Below are 17,710 nucleotides of genomic sequence, written 5' to 3'. Positions count from 1 at the left end.
GGGCCGGTTTTCGCCATGAGGTTGGCGCGCCGCGGTTTCCGTCGATGCCCGACGGTGTTTCGCGGCAGTGACGAAGGCGCACGACGTGTTACGTCCGCGTGAACCCGCGGTACGGCGCGCGGGCACGCCCGGTGGCTGAAAGCGGTCGGTCAGACCGCGCGGGCCGCGCCCTCGCCGGAGTCGGGCAGCTGGACCATGAGCTGCTCGTGCAGCTGCGCCACCGCGGGCACGTCGCCGAAGTCCCGCACGGCGGTGTCCACCGTCTTGCGGAGCCGGTTGTTCACCCGCTCCGAGCGCACCCGCTTGGCGAAGGGCAGCGCCTTCTCGGCGAGCTGCGCGGACTGCTCCGGCTCGCGCTGGAGCAGATGGACGGTGGCCATGCCGATCAGGTTGAGCGCGTACGAGCGGGTGTGCCCGTCCTCCTGCTCGGCCTCCTCGGCGAACAGCTCCACGGCCCGGCGCATGTACGGGGTGGCGCGCTCGGCGTAGGTGGGGCTCCGCCCGGCCACATAGGCCAGATCGCGATAGGAGTGGGCGTTCTCCGCGTTGAGCTCGGCCTCGGAGAAGAACCGGATCCAGTCCGGGTCGCCGTCGCCGCGGGCGCAGTCGCTGAAGGCGTCCTCGGCCAGCCGCACCGCGCGGTGGCACTTGTTGGGCTGGCCCATATTGGCGTAGGCCCGCGCCTCCATCGCATACAGCATGGCCTGGGTGCGCGGGGTGGCGCTCTGCTGACTGCCGTACTGCGCCAGGTGGATCAGCTCCAGGGCGTCGTCCGGGCGCCCCAGGTGGATCATCTGTCGGCTCATGCTGGAGAGGATGTACGACCCCAGGGGCCGGTCACCGGCCTCCTTGGCGGCGTGCAGCGCGAGCACGAAGTACTTCTGGGCGGTGGGGTGCATCCCGATGTCGTAGCTCATCCACCCGGCCAGCTCGGCGAGCTCGGCGGCGACGGTGAACAGCCGCTTGCCGCTGGCCTCCGAGTGGTTCTCCTGGAGCAGGTCGGTGACCTCGTGCAGCTGGCCGACGACGGCCTTGCGGCGCAGCCCGCCGCCGCACTGGGCGTCCCACTTGCGGAACATGACCGCGGTGGCCTCCAGCAGCTCGAGCTCCGGCCTGGAGAGCCGGGACGACCGGCGCGAGCGGTCGCCGTCGGCCTGCGACGGCTGCCCGCCGGTCGGCAGCGGGGTGAGCCACCGCTGCATCGGCTCGATGAGCGCGGGGCCGGCGGCCAGCGCCAGCGAGGTGCCGAGGAAGCCCCGGCGGGCGAGCATCAGATCGCTGCGTGAGAACTCGCTGAGCAGCGAGACCGTCTGCGGGCCGGCCCAGGGCAGGTCGACACCGGAGACCGAGGGCGACTGGTGCACCGGGCGCAGTCCGAGGTCCTCGACGCCCACCACGCACCCGAAGCGCTCCGAGAAGAGCTCGGAGAGGATCCGCGGGATCGGCTCGCGCGGCTGCTCGCCGTCCAGCCAGCGCCGCACCCGGGAGGTGTCGGTGCTGATGTGGTGCGCGCCGATCTGCCGCGCCCTGCGGTTCACCTGGCGCGCCAGCTCGCCCTTGGACCAGCCGCTGCGCACGAACCACGATCCCAGCTGCTCGTTGGGGCGCTTGTCAGCGCTTCCGCCGGTGCCGCTCACAGGAACGCCCCCATCCCACGAAACCTTTCGAATCGCCATCAGAACGCCGCCGTCGGAGCCCGGTTGGCCTCTTGGAGGAGGACCGTAACGCGCCGAACGAGCCACTCCGGACGGGCCGCCGTGTCATCGGCATACCCCGCGGCGGGCGATGGCACCCAGGGCTCATGCACCGAAAGTAATCCTACGATCACGCTCCTGGCGAGGTCGTTTACTTAAACGCCACCATTCGCCACCCCTTCGACTGAACTGCTGCGCGGCTTCGCGCGATTCACTTGACTCAGGACGATCAGACAGTGGGTGCAACGGCGCACACAAGGGCGCGAGCGGCGCTGCACGCCACTGCGCCTCGCCTCCATGCGCCGCCGCCACGCCCGACGGCGACACCCTGTGAGCGCGAGACTCCGGGTCGTAACCATCGATGAGCGCGACCCGTTGGAGGGGGCATGGGCTTCACGATCGGCGGCATCCGGGACCACCGGAACAAGGGGGCCGGCCCACGGCGCCGCGGCCGCACGCCCGAGTGCACCACGGTGGCGGAGTACACCGGGCTCTGGGGCTGGGACGTGGTGCCCGGCGCCCGCGCGGCCGTCCGCGGCTCGGGCGGCAGGGCGGAGTGCTCCTGCGGCACGGCCGGATGCCCGGCACCGGGCGCACACCCGCTCTCCTTCGCCCCGACGGTGCCCGCCGGGGCCACCCTCGACGACGCCGCGGCGGCATGGGGCGAGGTGCCCGGGGCCGCCGTGCTGCTCCCGGTCGGCGGCGCCTTCGACGTCCTGGACGTCGCCGAGCAGGCCGGCCAGCACGCCCTGGTGCGGATGGAGCGGATGGGCCTGCCGCTGGGCCCGGTGGCCGCCACCCCGCACGGGCGGGCGCAGTTCTTCGTCGCCCCGGGCGCCGCCGCCGAGTTGCCTCGGCTGCTCTACCGGATGGGCTGGGACGACGCGGACCTCGATCTGCGCTGCCTGGGCCCCGGCGACCACGTCACCGCCCCGCCCTCCGACCTCGGCGGGCTCGGCCCGGTCCGCTGGCTGCGCCCGCCGACGCTGGAGACGGCCGGCCGGCCGCCGGAGGCCCGGCTGCTGCTGGGCACGCTGGCGTACGCCTGCAACCGCGCCCCCTTCTGCGGCTGAGCGGCCGGCCGCGGCCGAGCCGCCCCCAGGGGAAGACCGCACGCCCGGGGGAAGACCGGCATGCCCACGGACCCGGGAAGACCGCAGCCCGGAAGCCAGGGAAGGGCCCCACCCCGAGAGACGACGACGCCACGCGGCGACAGGCCGCCAGCGAGGGCGGACTTCCGACGGCCGCCCCCGCCCGCGGAGCGGTTCTCGCGTGGCGCCGGGAGAAGCCGGGAGAGAAACGGACGGGCCCGCCGACTCGCTGGAGTCGGCGGGCCCGTGGTGCGGTCCGCGGCGCGAGCGCCGTGGCGGCGCTCGGTCAGGTCAGTCCCCGTTGCCGATCAGGGCGTCGACGAACGCCTCCGGCTCGAAGGGGGCCAGGTCGTCCGCGCCCTCGCCCAGGCCGACCAGCTTGACCGGGACGCCCAGCTCACGCTGGACGGCGATCACGATGCCGCCCTTGGCGGTGCCGTCCAGCTTGGTGAGGACGATGCCGGTGATGTCCACGACCTCGGCGAAGACCCGCGCCTGCACCAGGCCGTTCTGACCCGTGGTGGCGTCGAGGACGAGCAGCACCTCGTCCACCTCGCCGTGCTTCTCCACGACCCGCTTGACCTTGCCCAGCTCGTCCATGAGCCCGGTCTTGGTGTGCAGTCGGCCGGCGGTGTCGACGAGGACGACGTCCGCGCCCTCGGCGATGCCCTCCTTGACCGCGTCGAAGGCGATGGACGCGGGGTCGCCGCCCTCGGGGCCGCGGACGGTGCGGGCACCGACCCGCTCGCCCCAGGTCTGCAGCTGGTCGGCGGCGGCGGCGCGGAAGGTGTCGGCGGCACCGAGGACGACGGACTTGCCGTCGGCGACCAGCACCCGGGCCAGCTTGCCGGTGGTGGTGGTCTTGCCGGTGCCGTTGACCCCGACGACCAGGACGACGCCCGGCTTCTCCCGGCCGTCCTCGGTCATGCCGCTCTCGGTGTGCACGGAGCGATCGGCCTCGGTGCCGATGAGCAGCAGCAGCTCCTCGCGCAGCAGGCCGCGCAGCTCCTCGGGGGTGCGGGTGCCGAGCACCTTGACCCGCTCGCGCAGCCGGTCGACGAGCTCCTGGGTGGGCTTCACGCCGACGTCGGCGGTCAGCAGCGTGTCCTCGATCTCCTCCCAGGTGTCCTCGTCGAGGTGCTCACGGGACAGCAGCGTCAGCAGGCCCTTGCCCAGGGAGTTCTGGGAGCGGGACAGCCGGGCGCGCAGCCGCACCAGGCGGCCGGCGGTGGGCTCGGGGACCTCGATGGCGGGGGCGGCCGGCAGGGCCTCCTCCGGTGCGACCTCGACCGGCGCCGGAGCCTCGGGCTCGGCGACCGGGAGGTCGACCTCCTCGATGGTGCGGCGCGGTTCGGCGCGTGGGGTCTCGGCCTCCTCGCCGACGTGCGGCTCGGCGGGCGGCGCGGTGACGGACGGGCTGCTCGGCGGGGCCGGGGGCAGCTGCCGCTTCTTGCGGCCGCTGACGACGAGCCCGCTGATCGCGGCGAGCGCGACCACAGCGATGACTACGGCAAGGATGACGAATTCCATAACGCACCCAGTATCAACCACGCCTCCCGCGGAACAGCCCCTGTCGCCGGGATCGAGGACCAATGGCTCTAATCAGGCGAAGTCGGAGCAAACTACTATGGCGACCCGGGACGCGACGCGCGTAGAGTCCCTTGCGTCCCCCATCCATCTCGGCTTCCCGCCCCACGACCATCTCGTACGGAGCGCTCCAACCCCATGGAAAACATGGCCCATACGGACAGCCTGGACAACGACGTCACCGCGTCCTCCGCCTCCGCCACCGCGGAGGCGGGCGCCATCGAGACCAGAGGCATCGAACCGGTGCCGGAGAGCGAGCGACACGGGCGGGCGCGGGAGCTCTTCCCGACCTGGGTCGCGGCCAACATCAGCGTGCTGCTGCTCACGATGGGCGCCGGCCTGGTGGTCTTCAACGGTCTGAACATCTGGCAGGTGCTGATCGTCGGCGCCTGCGCCTCCGCCGTCTCGTACGGCATGGTCGGCCTGGTGTCGATCGCCGGCAAGTGGGGCGGCGCCCCCGGGCTGCTGCTGTCGCGCGCCACCTTCGGCGTCCGGGGCAACTACTTCCCCGGCATGATCCTCTGGATAGCCCGCTTCGGCTGGGAGACGATCAACGCCGTCACCGGCGCGTACGCCCTGCTGACCGTCCTGCGGCTGCTGTTCGGCATCGAGTCCAGCACCCCGCTGATCGTCGTCACCCTCTTCGCCTTCGTCGCCTGCACCTTCCTGGTGAGCGGCATGGGCCGCAAGGTGCTGGCGGTGTGCAACACCTGGTCGACCTATCTCTTCGGCGCGTTCAGCGTGCTGGTCCTCGGCTATCTGGTCTGGAAGATCGACTGGGACCAGATCTTCTCCCGTCCGGCCGGCTCCACCGCCATGCTGATCGCGGGCATCGGCACCATCGCGGCCGGCGGCATCAGCTGGGTGCCCTCGGGTCCCGACTTCACCCGCTACCTGCCCGGCCGCACCTCCAGCCGGGCGATCGTCGGCACCACGGTGTCGGGCGCGGCCATCGTGGTCGTCCCGATGGTGCTGATGGGCGCGGTCATGGCCGCCGCCCAGCCGGACCTGGCCTCGGCGCCGGACCCGGTCTCCTTCCTGGGTGACGTGCTGCCGACCTGGCTGGCCGTGCCGTACCTGATCACCGCGCTGGTCGGCATGCTGCTGATCAACAGCCTGTCGATGTACTCCGCCGGGTTCACCGCCCAGACGATGGGCGTGAAGCTCCCGCGCGCCCTGGCCGTCAGCGTCAACGCCGTCATCAGCCTGGTCGGCGGTCTGATCCTGATGCTGGTCGCCAAGAGCTTCCTCTCCTCCTTCATCGCCTTCCTGACCCTGCTCGCGGTCTCCTTCTCCGCCTGGATCGGCGTCTTCGGCGTCGACATGCTGCGGCGTCGCGACCGCGCGGTGAAGTACGACCCGGAGGGTCTGATGGACACCGGGCGCGGCAGCCGCTACTGGTACGCGGGCGGCTTCTGCTGGCAGGCGATGACCGCCTGGGGGCTGGCCCTGGGCTTCGGCCTCTGCTTCACCAAGGTCGACTGGTTCACCGGGCCGCTGGCCACCACCTGGATCGGCCGCAACGGTCTGGGCTGGGCGGTGACGATCCTGGTCTCCGCGCTGCTCTACGCGGTGCTGCCGGCCGCGCGGGAGGACGTGGACGCCCCGGAGCGGGCCGAGACCGAGCGCGAGACGGTGTCCGCGGGCTGATCCCGCCCCCGCCGCGGGCCGGTCCGACCCGCGGGGACGAGAGAGCGGAACAAGCGACTGCCCCGGCTCACGGTGTGAGCCGGGGCAGTCGCTTGTGGAGATGAGGCTGGCGGGGGGGTTAGCCCATCTCCTCCAACGCCTTGCCCTTGGTCTCCGGCACCCACTTGAGGATGAACGGGACGGAGAGCGCGGCGAAGACCGTGTACATCACGTACGTGCCCGAGAGGTTCCACTCCGACAGGCTCGGGAAGCTGGCGGTGATGGCCCAGTTGGCGACCCACTGGGCGGAGGCGGCGACGCCCAGCGCGGCGGCGCGGATCTTGTTCGGGAACATCTCACCGAGCAGCACCCAGACCACCACACCCCAGGACAGGGCGAAGAAGAGCACGAAGGCGTGCGCGGCGATCAGCGCGACGGTGCCCTCGGTGTCCGGCAGCACCACGTCGGCGCCGGCGCCGGTCTTGGCCGAGAAGGCCCAGGCGACCAGCGCGAGCGAGACCGCCATGCCGACCGAGCCGATCAGCGCCAGCGGCTTCCGGCCGATGCGGTCGACGAAGATCATCGCGATCACGGTGCCGAGGATGTTGATGATCGACGTGGTGAACGAGTAGAAGAACGAGCTGCTCGGGTCGACGCCGACCGACTGCCACAGCGTGGAGGAGTAGTAGAAGGCGACGTTGATGCCGACGAGCTGCTGGAAGACGGAGAGGCCGATGCCGATCCAGACCACCGGAAGCAGTCCGGCGCGGCCGCCCATCAGGTCCTTGAAGGTCGACTTCTGCTCGCTGTCCATCGCCTGCTGGATCTCGGCGACACGGGCGTCGAGGTCGGTGCCGGCGCCCTCGACCTCGGCGAGCACCTCCTTGGCGCGCTCGGTCTTGCCGACCGAGATCAGGAAGCGGGGCGACTCCGGGATGGCGAAGGACAGCAGGCCGTAGAGCGCGGCCGGGACGACCATCACGCCGAGCATCCACTGCCAGGCCTCGATACCGGCGATCTCACCGCGCTGGTCGCCGTCGGCGAGGTTGAGGATGCCCCAGTTGACGAGCTGGGAGATGGCGATGCCGATGACGATCGCGGCCTGCTGGAAGGAGGCCAGTCGGCCGCGGTACGCGGGCGGGGCCACCTCGGCGATGTAGGCCGGGCCGATGACGGAGGCCATGCCGATGCCGATGCCGCCGAGCACCCGCCACATGGCCAGGTCCCACAGCGAGAACGGCAGCGCGGAGCCGACCGCGCTGACGGTGAACAGCGCCGCCGCGATCTGCATGACGCGGATCCGGCCGATCCGGTCGGCCATCCGGCCGGCGGTGGCGGCACCGACCGCGCAGCCGATCAGGGCGACGGCGATGACCTGGGCGAGGGCGGCGGAGCCGATCTCGTAGCGGTCACGGATCGCCTCGACCGCACCGTTGATCACGGCACTGTCGTAGCCGAAGAGGAAGCCGCCCATCGCGGCGGCCGCGGTGATGAAGATGACATGGCCGAGGTGGTCCGGCTGGGCCTTGCGGCCCTCGGACGCCTGCGCCGTCGCGGTGCTGGTCAACGTTCACTCCTCTGGCCCGGCTGCGCTGCCGGACCTTGAAGGTAAAAACAACGTTGCAGAGACTATGCCTTCAAGTTTCGAAGTCAATAGGGCGTGGCTAAGAAGTTACGCCGCAGCGCTCCCCGGCTTGACTTCAAGAATTGAAGTACTTTGAAGACGATCTTCAGCGCAGCCGCTGACTGACGACCTTGGAGACCCCGTCACCCTGCATCGACACGCCGTACAGCGCGTCGGCGACCTCCATGGTCCGCTTCTGGTGGGTGATCACGATCAGCTGCGAGCTCTCCTGGAGCTCCACCATGATCCGGATCAGCCGCTGGAGGTTGGTGTCGTCCAGCGCCGCCTCGACCTCGTCCATCACATAGAACGGGCTGGGACGCGCCTTGAAGATCGAAACCAGCAGCGCCACGGCGGTCAGCGAGCGTTCGCCGCCGGACAGCAGGGACAGCCGCTTGACCTTCTTCCCCGGCGGCCGGGCCTCCACATCCACCCCGGTGGCCAGCATGTCCTCGGGGTCGGTGAGCACCAGCCGCCCCTCGCCACCGGGGAACAGCCGGGAGAAGACGCCCTCGAACTCGCGCGCCGTGTCGCGGTACGCCTCGGTGAAGACCTGCTCGACCCGCTCGTCGACCTCCTTGACCACCTGGAGGAGGTCGGCGCGGGTCTTCTTCAGGTCCTCCAGCTGCTCGCTGAGGAACTTGTGCCGCTCCTCCAGCGCCGCGAACTCCTCCAACGCCAGCGGGTTCACCTTGCCCAGCTGCTGGTACGCGCGCTCGGCGGCCTTGAGCCGCTTCTCCTGCCGGCCTCGGTGGAAGGCCACGGGCTGGTTCCGGGGATGCTCCGGATCCTCCGGAAGCACCTCGCCCTCGGCCGGTGGGGAGGGCGGAACCGGCTGGTCGGGGCCGTACTCGGCGATCAGCCCGGCCGGCTCGACACCGAGCTCCTCCAGCGCCTTGGCCTCCAGCTGCTCGATGCGCAGCCGCTTCTCCGCGCCCAGCACCTCGCCCCGGTGCACCGAATCGGTCAACTTGTCCAGCTCGCCCTTGAGCTCACGCCCCCGGTTGCGCTCGGCGATCAGCTCCTGCTCGCGCTCGGCCTTGGCCCGCTCGGCGGTGTCCCGCTCCGCCTCGGCCCGTACCAGCGACACCTCCACATGCGCCAACAGCTGCCGGGCGCCGGCCGCGACGGCGCCGGCCACCCGCGCCTCGTGCCGCAGCCGGTCCCGTCGCTGCTCGGCCCGCGCCCGCGCCTCCCGCTCGGCGCGCGCTCCCCTGTCCAAGGCGTCCGCCCGCCCGGCCAGCCCCTTGACCCGCTCCTCGTGGGTGCGCACCTGGAGCCGCGCCTCCATCTCGGTCTGCCGGGCGTTGGCCCCGTCCGCCGCCAGCCGGTCCCGTACGGAGGTGTCCGGCTCCTCCTGCCCGGGCTCCTCCTCGGCCACCGCCAGCCGCTCGGCCAGCTCCTCGGCCTCCTCCTGGGCCCGCGCCAGCGCCTCCTCCGCCTTGGCGGCGGCGGCCGTCATCCGCTCGGCCTCCCCCGCGGCCGCCCGCGCCTGTCCGGCCAGCCGCCCCAGCGCCTGCGCGACCTGCGACTTCTCCCGGTCGGCGGCGCTGCGCCGGGTGGCGAGCTCCTCCACCAGCGCGGCGCCGGCGGTACGCCGCTCGGCCGCCCGCCGCTGCGCCTCGGCCAGCTCCTCGCACCGGGTGCCCAGCTCGGTCAGCTCCGCGGCCGCCTCGTCGACCGACGCCCGCACCTCCAGCAGGCTCGGTGCCCCGGCGGACCCGCCCTGGGCGAAGTGCGCGCCCAGCAGATCGCCCTCGGCGGTCACGGCCGTCCACCGCCGATCGGACCCGACCAGCTCTTCGGCGTCCTCCAGGGTGTCGACCACGGCGACGCGGTCCAGCAACCGCCGCACCGCGGGCAGCAGCCCGGCGGGGCCGCTCACCAGGTCCGCGGCGGCAGCCCACCCGGCGGGGGCCGCTGCCGGCGCGGCCGGTTCGGCCGCGCGGGCCCCGGGCACCTGACCCGGCCGCACCGCCGCGGCGAGGGGCACGGCCGCCGCCGGGCCGGCGCCGTAGGCGGCAGCGCCGGCACCCGTCTCTCCGGCCGCCACGCCCGGGGCCGGCGCGGAGTCGTCGCCGGGCGCCGGGGCCGACGGGTGCGGGCCGGGATCGTCGGGAACGGCCAGCAGCAGGGCCGCCCGGCCGGCGTCGTGCTTGCGCAGCAGACGCAGCGCGTCGGCCGCGGTGGCGGGGTCGGCGACGGCCAGCGCGTCGGCGGCCGCGCCGAGGGCGGCGGCGACGGGGATCTCGTAGCCGGGGGCGACGGTGAGCAGTTCGGCGGCGGGGCCGAGCAGCCCGGTGAGCCGGTCGGTGGCGGCCAGCAGGGCGCCGGTGCCGTCCTTCCGGCGCAGCCCGAGGGCGAGCGCGTCATGTCGGGCGGAGGTCGCGGCGCGCTGGCGCTCGGCCGTGGTGAGGGCCTCGCGGGCGGCGGCCAACGCGGCGTCGGCGTCGGCCAGCTCGCGCTTGGCGGCCTCGTGCCGCTCGGTCAACTCGGCGTCGCCGGCGTCGAGTCCGTCCACCTCCGTCTGGAGCTGCTGGTACTCCTCCTGCGCGGTGACCGCCCGCTGGCGCGCCTCGTCCCGTGCGGCGGCCAGCCGGTCGATCTCGGCCTGGGCGGAACCGGCCCGGCCACGGGCGGCGTTCACCTGTCCGTGCAGCCGGGCCAGCCCCTCGCGGCGGTCGGCGACGGCGCGCGCGGCGTCCCGGAGCCGGCGCTCCTCCTCGGCCAACCGCCGCTCCAGCTCGGCGCGGTGCGCGACGGTGTCCTCCAGCGCCCGGGTCGCCGCCTCCAGCGCGGCCTCCAGCTCCGCCTCCTGCTCGCGGATGCGGGCGGCCTCGCGCTCCATGTCCTCCGGATCGCGGCCCCGCCGCTCCTCCACCGGCGCCGAGGTGGCGCTGGTGACGCGGGCGTCGGCCAGGCTGACGGTGCCCCGGACCCGCTCCGCCAGCTGCGAGAGCTCGTACCAGGTCTGCTGGGCGCGCTGGAGCCGGGGGGCGAGCCGACGCACCTGCTCCTCCAGCGCGGCCTCCCGCTGGAGCGCGCCGCGCAGCTGCTCCTCCGCCGCCTCCTTGCGCTCCTTGAGGGCGGCCTCGTCGGCGATCTCGGCGCGCAGGGCCGAGCGCAGGGTCACCAGGTCGTCCGCGAGCAGCCGCAGCCGGGCGTCGCGCAGATCGGCCTGGATGACGGCGGCGCGCCGGGCCACCGCGGCCTGCCGGCCGAGCGGCTTGAGCTGGCGGCGCAGCTCGTCGGTGAGGTCCTGGACGCGGGCCAGGTTGGCCTGCATGGCGTCCAGCTTCCGCAGCGCCTTCTCCTTGCGCTTGCGGTGTTTGAGGACGCCGGCGGCCTCCTCGATGAACGCGCGGCGGCCGGCCGGGTCGGCGTGCAGCACGGAGTCGAGCTGGCCCTGGCCGACGATGACGTGCATCTCCCGGCCGATGCCGGAGTCGGAGAGCAGTTCCTGGATGTCGAGGAGCCGGCAGGTGTCGCCGTTGATCTGGTATTCGCTGCCGCCGTTGCGGAACATGATCCGCGTGATGGTGACTTCCGAGTAGTCGATGGGCAGCGCGCCATCGGAGTTGTCGATGGTGAGGGAGACCTCGGCGCGGCCCAGCGGGGGCCGGCCGGTGGTCCCGGCGAAGATGACGTCCTCCATCTTTCCGCCGCGCAGCGACTTGGCACCCTGCTCCCCCATGACCCAGGAAAGCGCGTCCACCACATTGGACTTGCCCGAACCGTTGGGGCCGACGACGCAGGTGATGCCGGGCTCGAACCGGAGCGTCGTCGCGGAGGCGAAGGATTTGAAGCCTCTGAGGGTCAGGCTCTTGAGGTGCACGCCGTTGGACTCTACCGTTCGTGTTCGGTTTCACCGGTGAACGTGCAGGGCACATCAGACGGTAAAGGAATCGCGGTGGCGACATCGCGGTGAAGAGAGACTCTCGTCAGCACGGCTTCGGGGGTGCCGCGAGGTCACGGCAGGGGCTTCGCGCGGACGGCGCGCATGGGATGCACGGCGGACGACGACGATCCGCGGCGCTTACGGGGACGGCGGCACGACAGGACGCGACGGGACGCGACACGACGCGGGTCGACGGACGGACGCGGAGGACACGGCCAGGCACCGCGGCGGCACCGCGGACCGGACATGACACGAGCAGACGACACGAGCACGGGTACGACGCCTGGATGCCGGCGGAGGCGAGACGGATACGACGAAGGGACGCCGAGGCGTCCCTTGCAAAATCTCCAAGCGGCTGACGATTCAGCCCGACCGGCCCGGGCGGGCTCGGGTCAGGCGAGCGCAGGCTCCGCCTTGGGTACGTCGATGCTGTCGAGCAGCGAGTCGCTCTGGTGCGCGGCGGCAGCAGAAAGCGCGTCGTTCTCGGCCTGGATCCGGATGAGCTCGGATTCGAGGTCCTGGACGCGCTGCTGAAGCCGTCGCATCTCGGCGAGGACTCGGGGGTCGGAGCCGCCGACGTAACCGAGAAGCGCCTTTGCCATGATGGATGGTCCTCCACACTGAGTGACCGACCGAAGCGGTGTGGGTCGTGAGGGATTCGCACCCGCGGTGTCTGTCATCACTACCGTGCTCAATGCCAAACAGCTAAGGTGCGCGGGGCTTCCAGCGTCTCACCAAATGGTTTGACGGTCAACACGATCACACACCGCAACGACCACCGGGCCGGGGGCGTACGGCCGCCCGATCCGGCGGCTTCGCCTCTCCAAAGACCCCGCAGGGGTGTGGAGATCATCCTTAGCCCGCAGCCTTCCATGGAGCGGCCCGCTTGGCAACCACCTGCCGGTTTCTGCCCCGCGCGGCCCGGCGTAACACCATGAGACGGGTAAGGCTGTGCTGCGGCGAGACCGGCTGGGGCGCCGGGCTCAGCGGATCTCGAAGGTCTCGTAGCCGCCGCGCGGTGTGCCCCAGATCTCGGTCACCCCGTCGACGCGCCCGGGCGTGTCGCCCGCGCGCAGCCAGTCGAGCAACTGTTCGCATTCGTTTCGCGGCCCCTCCGCGACCACCTGCACCCGCCCGTCGGCGAGGTTCGAGGCGAAGCCCACCAGGCCGCCGATGGCCAGCGCGTTGGCCCGCGTGAACCAGCGGAAACCGACTCCTTGCACCCTGCCGCGCACCCAGGCCGTCAGGCGGACATCGTCATTCATGCCTGCACGCTAACCGGCCAATTGCCTATGGAGCACCTCGACTCCAAGTCCCATGGCGTACAGTCCCGGCACACAAGTACTCACCCATATGAGTGATAGACGTTGACGCCGAGCACGCAAGGAAGGCGGGAGACAGCAGATGGGTCGCCATCGACGATCTGCCCCCGAAACCGAGGCAGCGCCCGAGCGGGTCACCACCCCGACGAGGGCCACCACGCCCGCTGCCCCCGCCCCCACCCCCGTGGCACCCTCGGACCCGGCCGCCGGACGGCATCGGAGCGGCCGCCGCGGCCGCCTCACCCCGGTGCGCACCGGCCTGCTGGGCGTTTCCGCCGCCGTCGCGCTGGGCGCGGTGGCGATGGCCTCCGGAGTGCTGCCGGGCGGTGACCACACCCTCGCCGGGGGGACCGACGACCACGGCACGGTCCGCGCCCACCAGCCGCCGGCGGGTGTCCCGGTGAACGCGGGCGCCCCGTCCAGCGCCACGGAGGACCGCGAGGAGCCGGCCGCCAGCCGCGCCGCGGACCGCTCCGCCAGCCCGTCGGCGACCTCCTCGCCCTCGCCCTCGACCTCGGCCTCGCCCCGCTCCCCCCGCCCCGCGCCGTCGTCCTCGACCCCGCCCTCGGCCCCGGCGGAGCGGGAGCCGGACCGCGCCGACGACGAGGGCCCGCGGCCGTCCCGCGGCGCGCCCGCGCCGCACAAGCCGAAGGCGCCGCACCCGACCAGCGCGCCGGACTCCCCGTCGCACAGCCGCCACTCCGCCGTCGAGCGCGAGGTGCTCGCCCTGGTCAACCAGGAGCGGGTCGAGGCCGGCTGCTCCCCGGTGACCGCGGACCCGGAACTGGCGGACCTGGCCGGCGACTTCAGCCGGGACATGGACCAGAGGGACTTCTTCGACCACACGGACCCGGACGGGGCCACACCCTGGGACCGGGCCAAGAAGCGGGGCATCGACGATCTGGGCGGGGAGAACATCGCACGCGGCCAGAAGGACGCGCCGGCGGTGATGGACACCTGGATGGGCAACACCGGACACCGCGCCAACATACTCAACTGCGAGTACAGGACCCTGGGCGTCGGCGCGCACTTCGCCGAGGGCGGTCCCTGGTGGACCCAGGAGTTCGGTTTCTGAGGAAGCCCCGACATGCGCCGATGCCCGCCTCTCGTCCAAACGAGAGGCGGGCATCGGCGCGTTCGGCGGCGTACCGGCCCGGAGGAGGCCGCCGGCGCGCGGCGCGGCCGAGGTCGCGGGGCGTACGGACGGGTCGTCAGACGGCGGCGACCGCGGCGCGGCCGGCGATCTGCACCCGGGCCTGCTCGGCGACCCGGCGGCCCAGGTGGTCGGCGGTGGCGATGTCGGCCTTGTGGACGCCCTCCGGGCCCTGGTCGTCGTTGCTCTGCGCGGCGGCGCCCAGGAAGAAGCCGAGGCGGTTGATGTCGTTCTCGGAGCCGGTGGAGCTCTTCCAGCCCGGGAGCAGGTTGAGGCTGACCCAGTGCATGCCGTGCTGGGCGGCGAGCACGGTGAAGAACTGCAGGGTGTGCAGCTTGTCGCCGCTCTTGGAGGCGGAGTTGGTGAAGCCGGCGGCGATCTTGTCCTGCCAGGCCCGGGTGAACCAGCGCTGGCTGCTGGCCTCGGCGAAGGCGTGGAAGGCGCCGGAGGCGGTGCCCATGTACGTCGGCGAGCCGAAGACGATCGCGTCGGAGGCGTCGAGCAGCTCCCACTCGGCCTCGGTGATCTCGTCGACCTTGACCAGGTGCACGGTGGCCCCGGCGGCGACCGCGCCGTCCCGAACGGCCTCGGCGAGGACGGCGGTGTGGCCGAAGCCGGAGTGGTAGGCGATGGAGACGACAGGGGTGGTCACGGCGGGGCTCCTTGGCTGGTAGAGCGCTCGGTGGCGGCGCCCCACCAGAGAAGCACTAACTTTTAGAAAGCGCAACCCACAAGTTAGCGCTGTGCGCGAGTAGGGTGGCTCTATGGAGACTCAGAGCAGCACGGCGCCCGCGGGAGCGGCGGTGGGGGAGGCGGGCGAGGCGGACGAGAACCTGCCGTTCGACGTCTTCGCCAAGTCCTGTCCCTCCCGGGCCACGCTGGAGCACGTCACCGGCCGCTGGGGCGGCCTCACGCTGACCGCCCTCCGGGAGGGCACGCTCCGCTTCAACGAGCTGCGGCGGCGGGTGGACGGCGTCAGCGAGAAGATGCTGTCCCAGACCCTGCACGCGCTCGAACGCGACGGTCTGGTCCGTCGCGAGGCCCAACCGACCAACCCGCCACGGGTGGACTACGAGCTCACCGCGCTCGGCCGGGACGTCGCCGATCGACTGCTGTCGCTCATCCACCTCCTTGAGGACCGGATGGCGGAGGTGCTGACGGCCCAGGAGCGCTACGACACGGAACGGGGCTGAGCGCGGCGGGCCTGGGCGGCGGAGCGGGGCGAGGCCGAGCGCGGCGGGGCGGGGCTGAGCGCTTGCGGACGGGGCCTAGCGCTTGCGGGCGGGGCCTAGCAGACGGCGGGTCGGGGGGCCCGCTGACAGCGCGGGCAGAAGTAGCTGGAGCGGTTCATCCACGGCCGGCGACGCATGGGCGTCCCACAGCGGTTGCACGGCTCGTCCTCACGGCCGTAGGCGTCCAGGGAGCGCGAGAAGTAGCCCGACTCGCCGTTCACGTTGACGTAGAGGCTGTCGAAGCTCGTGCCGCCCACCGCCAGCGCGTCGTTCATCACGTCCCGGACGTGTCCGAGGAGTTCGGTGCTGCGCGGTCGGGTGAGGGTCGCCGTCGGCCGCTCGTAGTGCAGTCGGGCGCGCCAGAGTGCCTCGTCGGCGTAGATGTTGCCGACCCCGCTGATCAGCGACTGGTCCAGCAGGGCCCGCTTGAGGGTGGTGCGGCGGCGGCGCAGCGCCGCGTGGAAGGCCGCCTCGTCGAAGGCCGGGTCGAGCGGGTCCCGGGCGATGTGCGCGATGACGTCCGGAAGGCCGTCGGGGGTGGTCTCGTGCAGCGAGAGCCCGCCGAAGGTCCGCTGGTCGACGAAGCGCAGCTCGGTGCCCTCGGAGTCGTCGAAGCGGACGCGGATGCGCAGGTGCCTCTCGTCGGCGGCGTCGCGCGGCTGGACCAGCAGCTGGCCGCTCATCCCCAGGTGGGCCAGGACCGAGCTCTGAGCGCCGTCGACCGGCAGCCACAGGTACTTCCCGCGGCGGTGCGCCTCCCCGATGCGCCGCCCGGTGAGCCGCGCGGCGAAGTCCGCCGGCCCCGCGGCGTGCCGCCGGATGGCCCGCGGGTGCAGCACCTCGACCGACGCCACCGTACGGCCGCTCACCCAGCGGGCCAGTCCACGGCGTACGACCTCGACCTCGGGCAGCTCGGGCACGGTTCTCCTCCGGAGCGGGTGGCTGGTCCTGGTGCGGGCACCCCACGATTCCGGTGCGGGCACCGGTGGCTCGTGGCGCGGGCACCCCGCGATTCCGGTGCGGGCATTGGTGGCTCGTGGCGCGGGCACCCCGCGATTCCGGTCGGGCACCGGTGGCTCGGGGCGCGGGCACCCCGCAGTATGCCCGGTCCCTCGCCGGCCGGGTGTCCCGGCCCTACCTCTCCAGCGTCGCATCCGCGACGGGGGCTTCCGCCCGGGTGCGCCCTTCGGTGGTTTGGCCGCGGCCGCCGGCCATTCCGCCGGACCCGCGACGTCGCGGCCGTTCGCCGTCGCGGCGGAAGGGGTTGCGCGCCTTCGCGGCGAGCTCGCCGACGCGGCGGACGGAGGGTGCGCCTCCCTGGCGGGCTCGCCGACGCGGCGGACGGAGGGTGCGCCTCCCTGGCGGGCTCGACGTCGCCGATGGCACCCGGGGGTTCCTGGCGTGGGCACCCCGCCTCGCCGCCCGGGCGTCTCCCCCTCAGGCGTTCGGCCGCGGCCGACGGCCATTCCGCCGGACCCGCGACGTCGCGGCCGCTCGCCGTCGCGGCGGAAGGGGTTGCGCGCCTTCGCGGCGAGCTCGCCGACGCGGCGAAAGGAGTGCGCGCCTTCCCCGCGGGCTCGCCGACGCGGCGGACGGAGGGTGCGGCTCCGAGTGCGGACATACGCACGCGCCGGTGGTGGTCAGGCGGGTGCCTCTCCACCACCGGCGCGCGGGGTGTCGATTCAGCAGGCGGGTCAGAGGGTGTCGCCGGCCGCCGCGGGGGCGGCCTTCGCCTCGTCCGCCGCGGCGCGGATCGCGCGCCAGGCGGCCTCGGCGGCCTGCTGCTCGGCTTCCTTCTTGCTGCGGCCGGTGCCGGTGCCGTACGCGACACCACCGACGCGGGCAGCAGCCGTGAAGGTCTTCTCGTGGTCGGGGCCCTCCTCCGTGACCAGGTACTCGGGCACGCCGAGTCCCTCCGTCGCGGTGAGCTCCTGGAGGCTGGTCTTCCAGTCCAGGCCGGCACCGAGATTCGAAGACTTCTCGATGAGCGGGTCGAAGAGCCGGTGCACCAGCTCGCCAGCGGCGTCCAGACCCTGGTCCAGATAGACCGCGCCGATCACCGCTTCCAGGGTGTCGGCGAGGATGGACGCCTTGTCCCGGCCTCCGGTGCCCTCTTCGCCCCGGCCGAGCCGGATGAAGGCGCCGAGGTCGAGGCCGCGACCCACCTCCGCCAACGCGCGCGAGTTGACCACCGCGGCCCGCAGCTTGGCCAGCTGACCCTCGGGCAGGTCGGGGTGGACGCGGTACAGCGTGTCGGTGACCACCAGGCCGAGCACGGAGTCCCCGAGGAACTCCAGCCGCTCGTTGGTGGGCAGCCCGCCGTTCTCGTACGCGTAGGAGCGGTGGGTCAGCGCACGCACCAGAAGGGCGGACTCAACCTGATAGCCGAGCCGCCCTTCCAGAATCGTGTGGGACGAGGCTGTGTCCGCCGGCGTCGATTCACCCCCGCGCTTGCGGGGAGACGTATAGGCGTCTGACAT

General features: G+C 72.7%; 13 protein-coding genes. 4 read left to right on the top strand and 9 right to left on the bottom strand.

Features of this window, described 5'->3' with window-relative positions; all coding sequences use genetic code 11:
- Window positions 1-149: 149 nt before the first annotated feature.
- Window positions 150-1,637 carry a hypothetical protein gene (locus CD790_RS05080; protein WP_144381716.1) on the bottom strand — a complete coding sequence of 496 codons (1,488 nt, stop codon included), beginning with the start codon at window positions 1,635-1,637 and terminating at the stop codon, window positions 150-152.
- 443 nt (window positions 1,638-2,080) lie between these two features.
- Here CD790_RS05080 and CD790_RS05075 point away from each other — a divergent pair, with 443 nt between their 5' ends.
- On the top strand, window positions 2,081-2,767 hold the full coding sequence (locus CD790_RS05075) for a bifunctional DNA primase/polymerase (protein WP_144381715.1): 687 nt from the start codon (window positions 2,081-2,083) through the stop codon (window positions 2,765-2,767).
- Window positions 2,768-3,076: 309 nt separating this feature from the next.
- Here CD790_RS05075 and ftsY read toward each other — a convergent pair whose 3' ends face one another.
- Entirely contained in the window at window positions 3,077-4,315 is a 1,239-nt protein-coding gene (gene ftsY / locus CD790_RS05070) for a signal recognition particle-docking protein FtsY (RefSeq protein ID WP_144381714.1), read from the bottom strand.
- Between the two features lie 204 nt (window positions 4,316-4,519).
- On the opposite strand from ftsY, the gene CD790_RS05065 reads away from it, so the two are divergent.
- Window positions 4,520-6,022, top strand: a complete 1,503-nt coding sequence (locus CD790_RS05065; protein WP_144381713.1) for a cytosine permease — start codon at window positions 4,520-4,522, stop codon at window positions 6,020-6,022.
- 118 nt (window positions 6,023-6,140) lie between these two features.
- Here the strand turns inward: CD790_RS05065 and CD790_RS05060 are convergent, their stop codons facing one another.
- From CD790_RS05060 to CD790_RS05045, 4 genes are all read right to left on the bottom strand, one after another.
- A complete protein-coding gene (locus CD790_RS05060; RefSeq protein ID WP_144381712.1) occupies window positions 6,141-7,568 on the bottom strand; it encodes a sugar porter family MFS transporter in 1,428 nt (475 codons plus the stop codon).
- A 163-nt stretch (window positions 7,569-7,731) separates the two neighbouring features.
- The gene (locus CD790_RS05055; RefSeq protein WP_144381711.1) at window positions 7,732-11,460 is read right to left on the bottom strand and encodes an AAA family ATPase; all 3,729 of its coding nucleotides are present in this window, start codon (window positions 11,458-11,460) and stop codon (window positions 7,732-7,734) included.
- A gap of 455 nt (window positions 11,461-11,915) precedes the next feature.
- The gene (locus CD790_RS05050) at window positions 11,916-12,125 is read right to left on the bottom strand and encodes a hypothetical protein (protein ID WP_144381710.1); all 210 of its coding nucleotides are present in this window, start codon (window positions 12,123-12,125) and stop codon (window positions 11,916-11,918) included.
- A 381-nt stretch (window positions 12,126-12,506) separates the two neighbouring features.
- Window positions 12,507-12,788 carry an acylphosphatase gene (locus CD790_RS05045; RefSeq protein WP_144381709.1) on the bottom strand — a complete coding sequence of 94 codons (282 nt, stop codon included), beginning with the start codon at window positions 12,786-12,788 and terminating at the stop codon, window positions 12,507-12,509.
- Between the two features lie 304 nt (window positions 12,789-13,092).
- Here CD790_RS05045 and CD790_RS05040 point away from each other — a divergent pair, with 304 nt between their 5' ends.
- On the top strand, window positions 13,093-13,920 hold the full coding sequence (locus CD790_RS05040) for a CAP domain-containing protein (RefSeq protein ID WP_260867317.1): 828 nt from the start codon (window positions 13,093-13,095) through the stop codon (window positions 13,918-13,920).
- A 136-nt stretch (window positions 13,921-14,056) separates the two neighbouring features.
- Here CD790_RS05040 and CD790_RS05035 read toward each other — a convergent pair whose 3' ends face one another.
- Window positions 14,057-14,650 (bottom strand): flavodoxin family protein, encoded by a 594-nt coding sequence (locus CD790_RS05035; RefSeq protein ID WP_144381707.1) that lies wholly within the window; start codon window positions 14,648-14,650, stop codon window positions 14,057-14,059.
- A gap of 112 nt (window positions 14,651-14,762) precedes the next feature.
- Here CD790_RS05035 and CD790_RS05030 point away from each other — a divergent pair, with 112 nt between their 5' ends.
- Window positions 14,763-15,191, top strand: coding sequence for a helix-turn-helix domain-containing protein (locus tag CD790_RS05030; protein ID WP_144381706.1), 429 nt, complete (start codon window positions 14,763-14,765; stop codon window positions 15,189-15,191).
- A 95-nt stretch (window positions 15,192-15,286) separates the two neighbouring features.
- On the opposite strand, the gene mutM is transcribed toward CD790_RS05030, so the two are convergent.
- Entirely contained in the window at window positions 15,287-16,150 is an 864-nt protein-coding gene (gene mutM, locus CD790_RS05025; protein ID WP_144381705.1) for a bifunctional DNA-formamidopyrimidine glycosylase/DNA-(apurinic or apyrimidinic site) lyase, read from the bottom strand.
- 774 nt (window positions 16,151-16,924) lie between these two features.
- On the bottom strand, window positions 16,925-17,710 hold the full coding sequence (gene rnc, locus CD790_RS05020) for a ribonuclease III (protein WP_144381704.1): 786 nt from the start codon (window positions 17,708-17,710) through the stop codon (window positions 16,925-16,927).

The organism is Streptomyces sp. SAJ15 (assembly GCF_007595705.1).
Classification (GTDB): domain Bacteria; phylum Actinomycetota; class Actinomycetes; order Streptomycetales; family Streptomycetaceae; genus Streptomyces.
This window is presented reverse-complemented; position numbering and strand designations above follow the sequence as displayed.

What these genes read in the sequence shown, in the direction of transcription:
- CD790_RS05050 (WP_144381710.1), bottom strand. Translation starts at nt 12,125, where the DNA reads ATGGCAAAGGCGCTTCTCGGTTACGTCGGCGGCTCCGACCCCCGAGTC.
- CD790_RS05065 (WP_144381713.1), top strand. Translation starts at nt 4,520, where the DNA reads ATGGCCCATACGGACAGCCTGGACAACGACGTCACCGCGTCCTCCGCC.
- ftsY (WP_144381714.1), bottom strand. Translation starts at nt 4,315, where the DNA reads ATGGAATTCGTCATCCTTGCCGTAGTCATCGCTGTGGTCGCGCTCGCC.
- CD790_RS05030 (WP_144381706.1), top strand. Translation starts at nt 14,763, where the DNA reads ATGGAGACTCAGAGCAGCACGGCGCCCGCGGGAGCGGCGGTGGGGGAG.
- CD790_RS05045 (WP_144381709.1), bottom strand. Translation starts at nt 12,788, where the DNA reads ATGAATGACGATGTCCGCCTGACGGCCTGGGTGCGCGGCAGGGTGCAA.
- rnc (WP_144381704.1), bottom strand. Translation starts at nt 17,710, where the DNA reads ATGTCAGACGCCTATACGTCTCCCCGCAAGCGCGGGGGTGAATCGACG.
- CD790_RS05075 (WP_144381715.1), top strand. Translation starts at nt 2,081, where the DNA reads ATGGGCTTCACGATCGGCGGCATCCGGGACCACCGGAACAAGGGGGCC.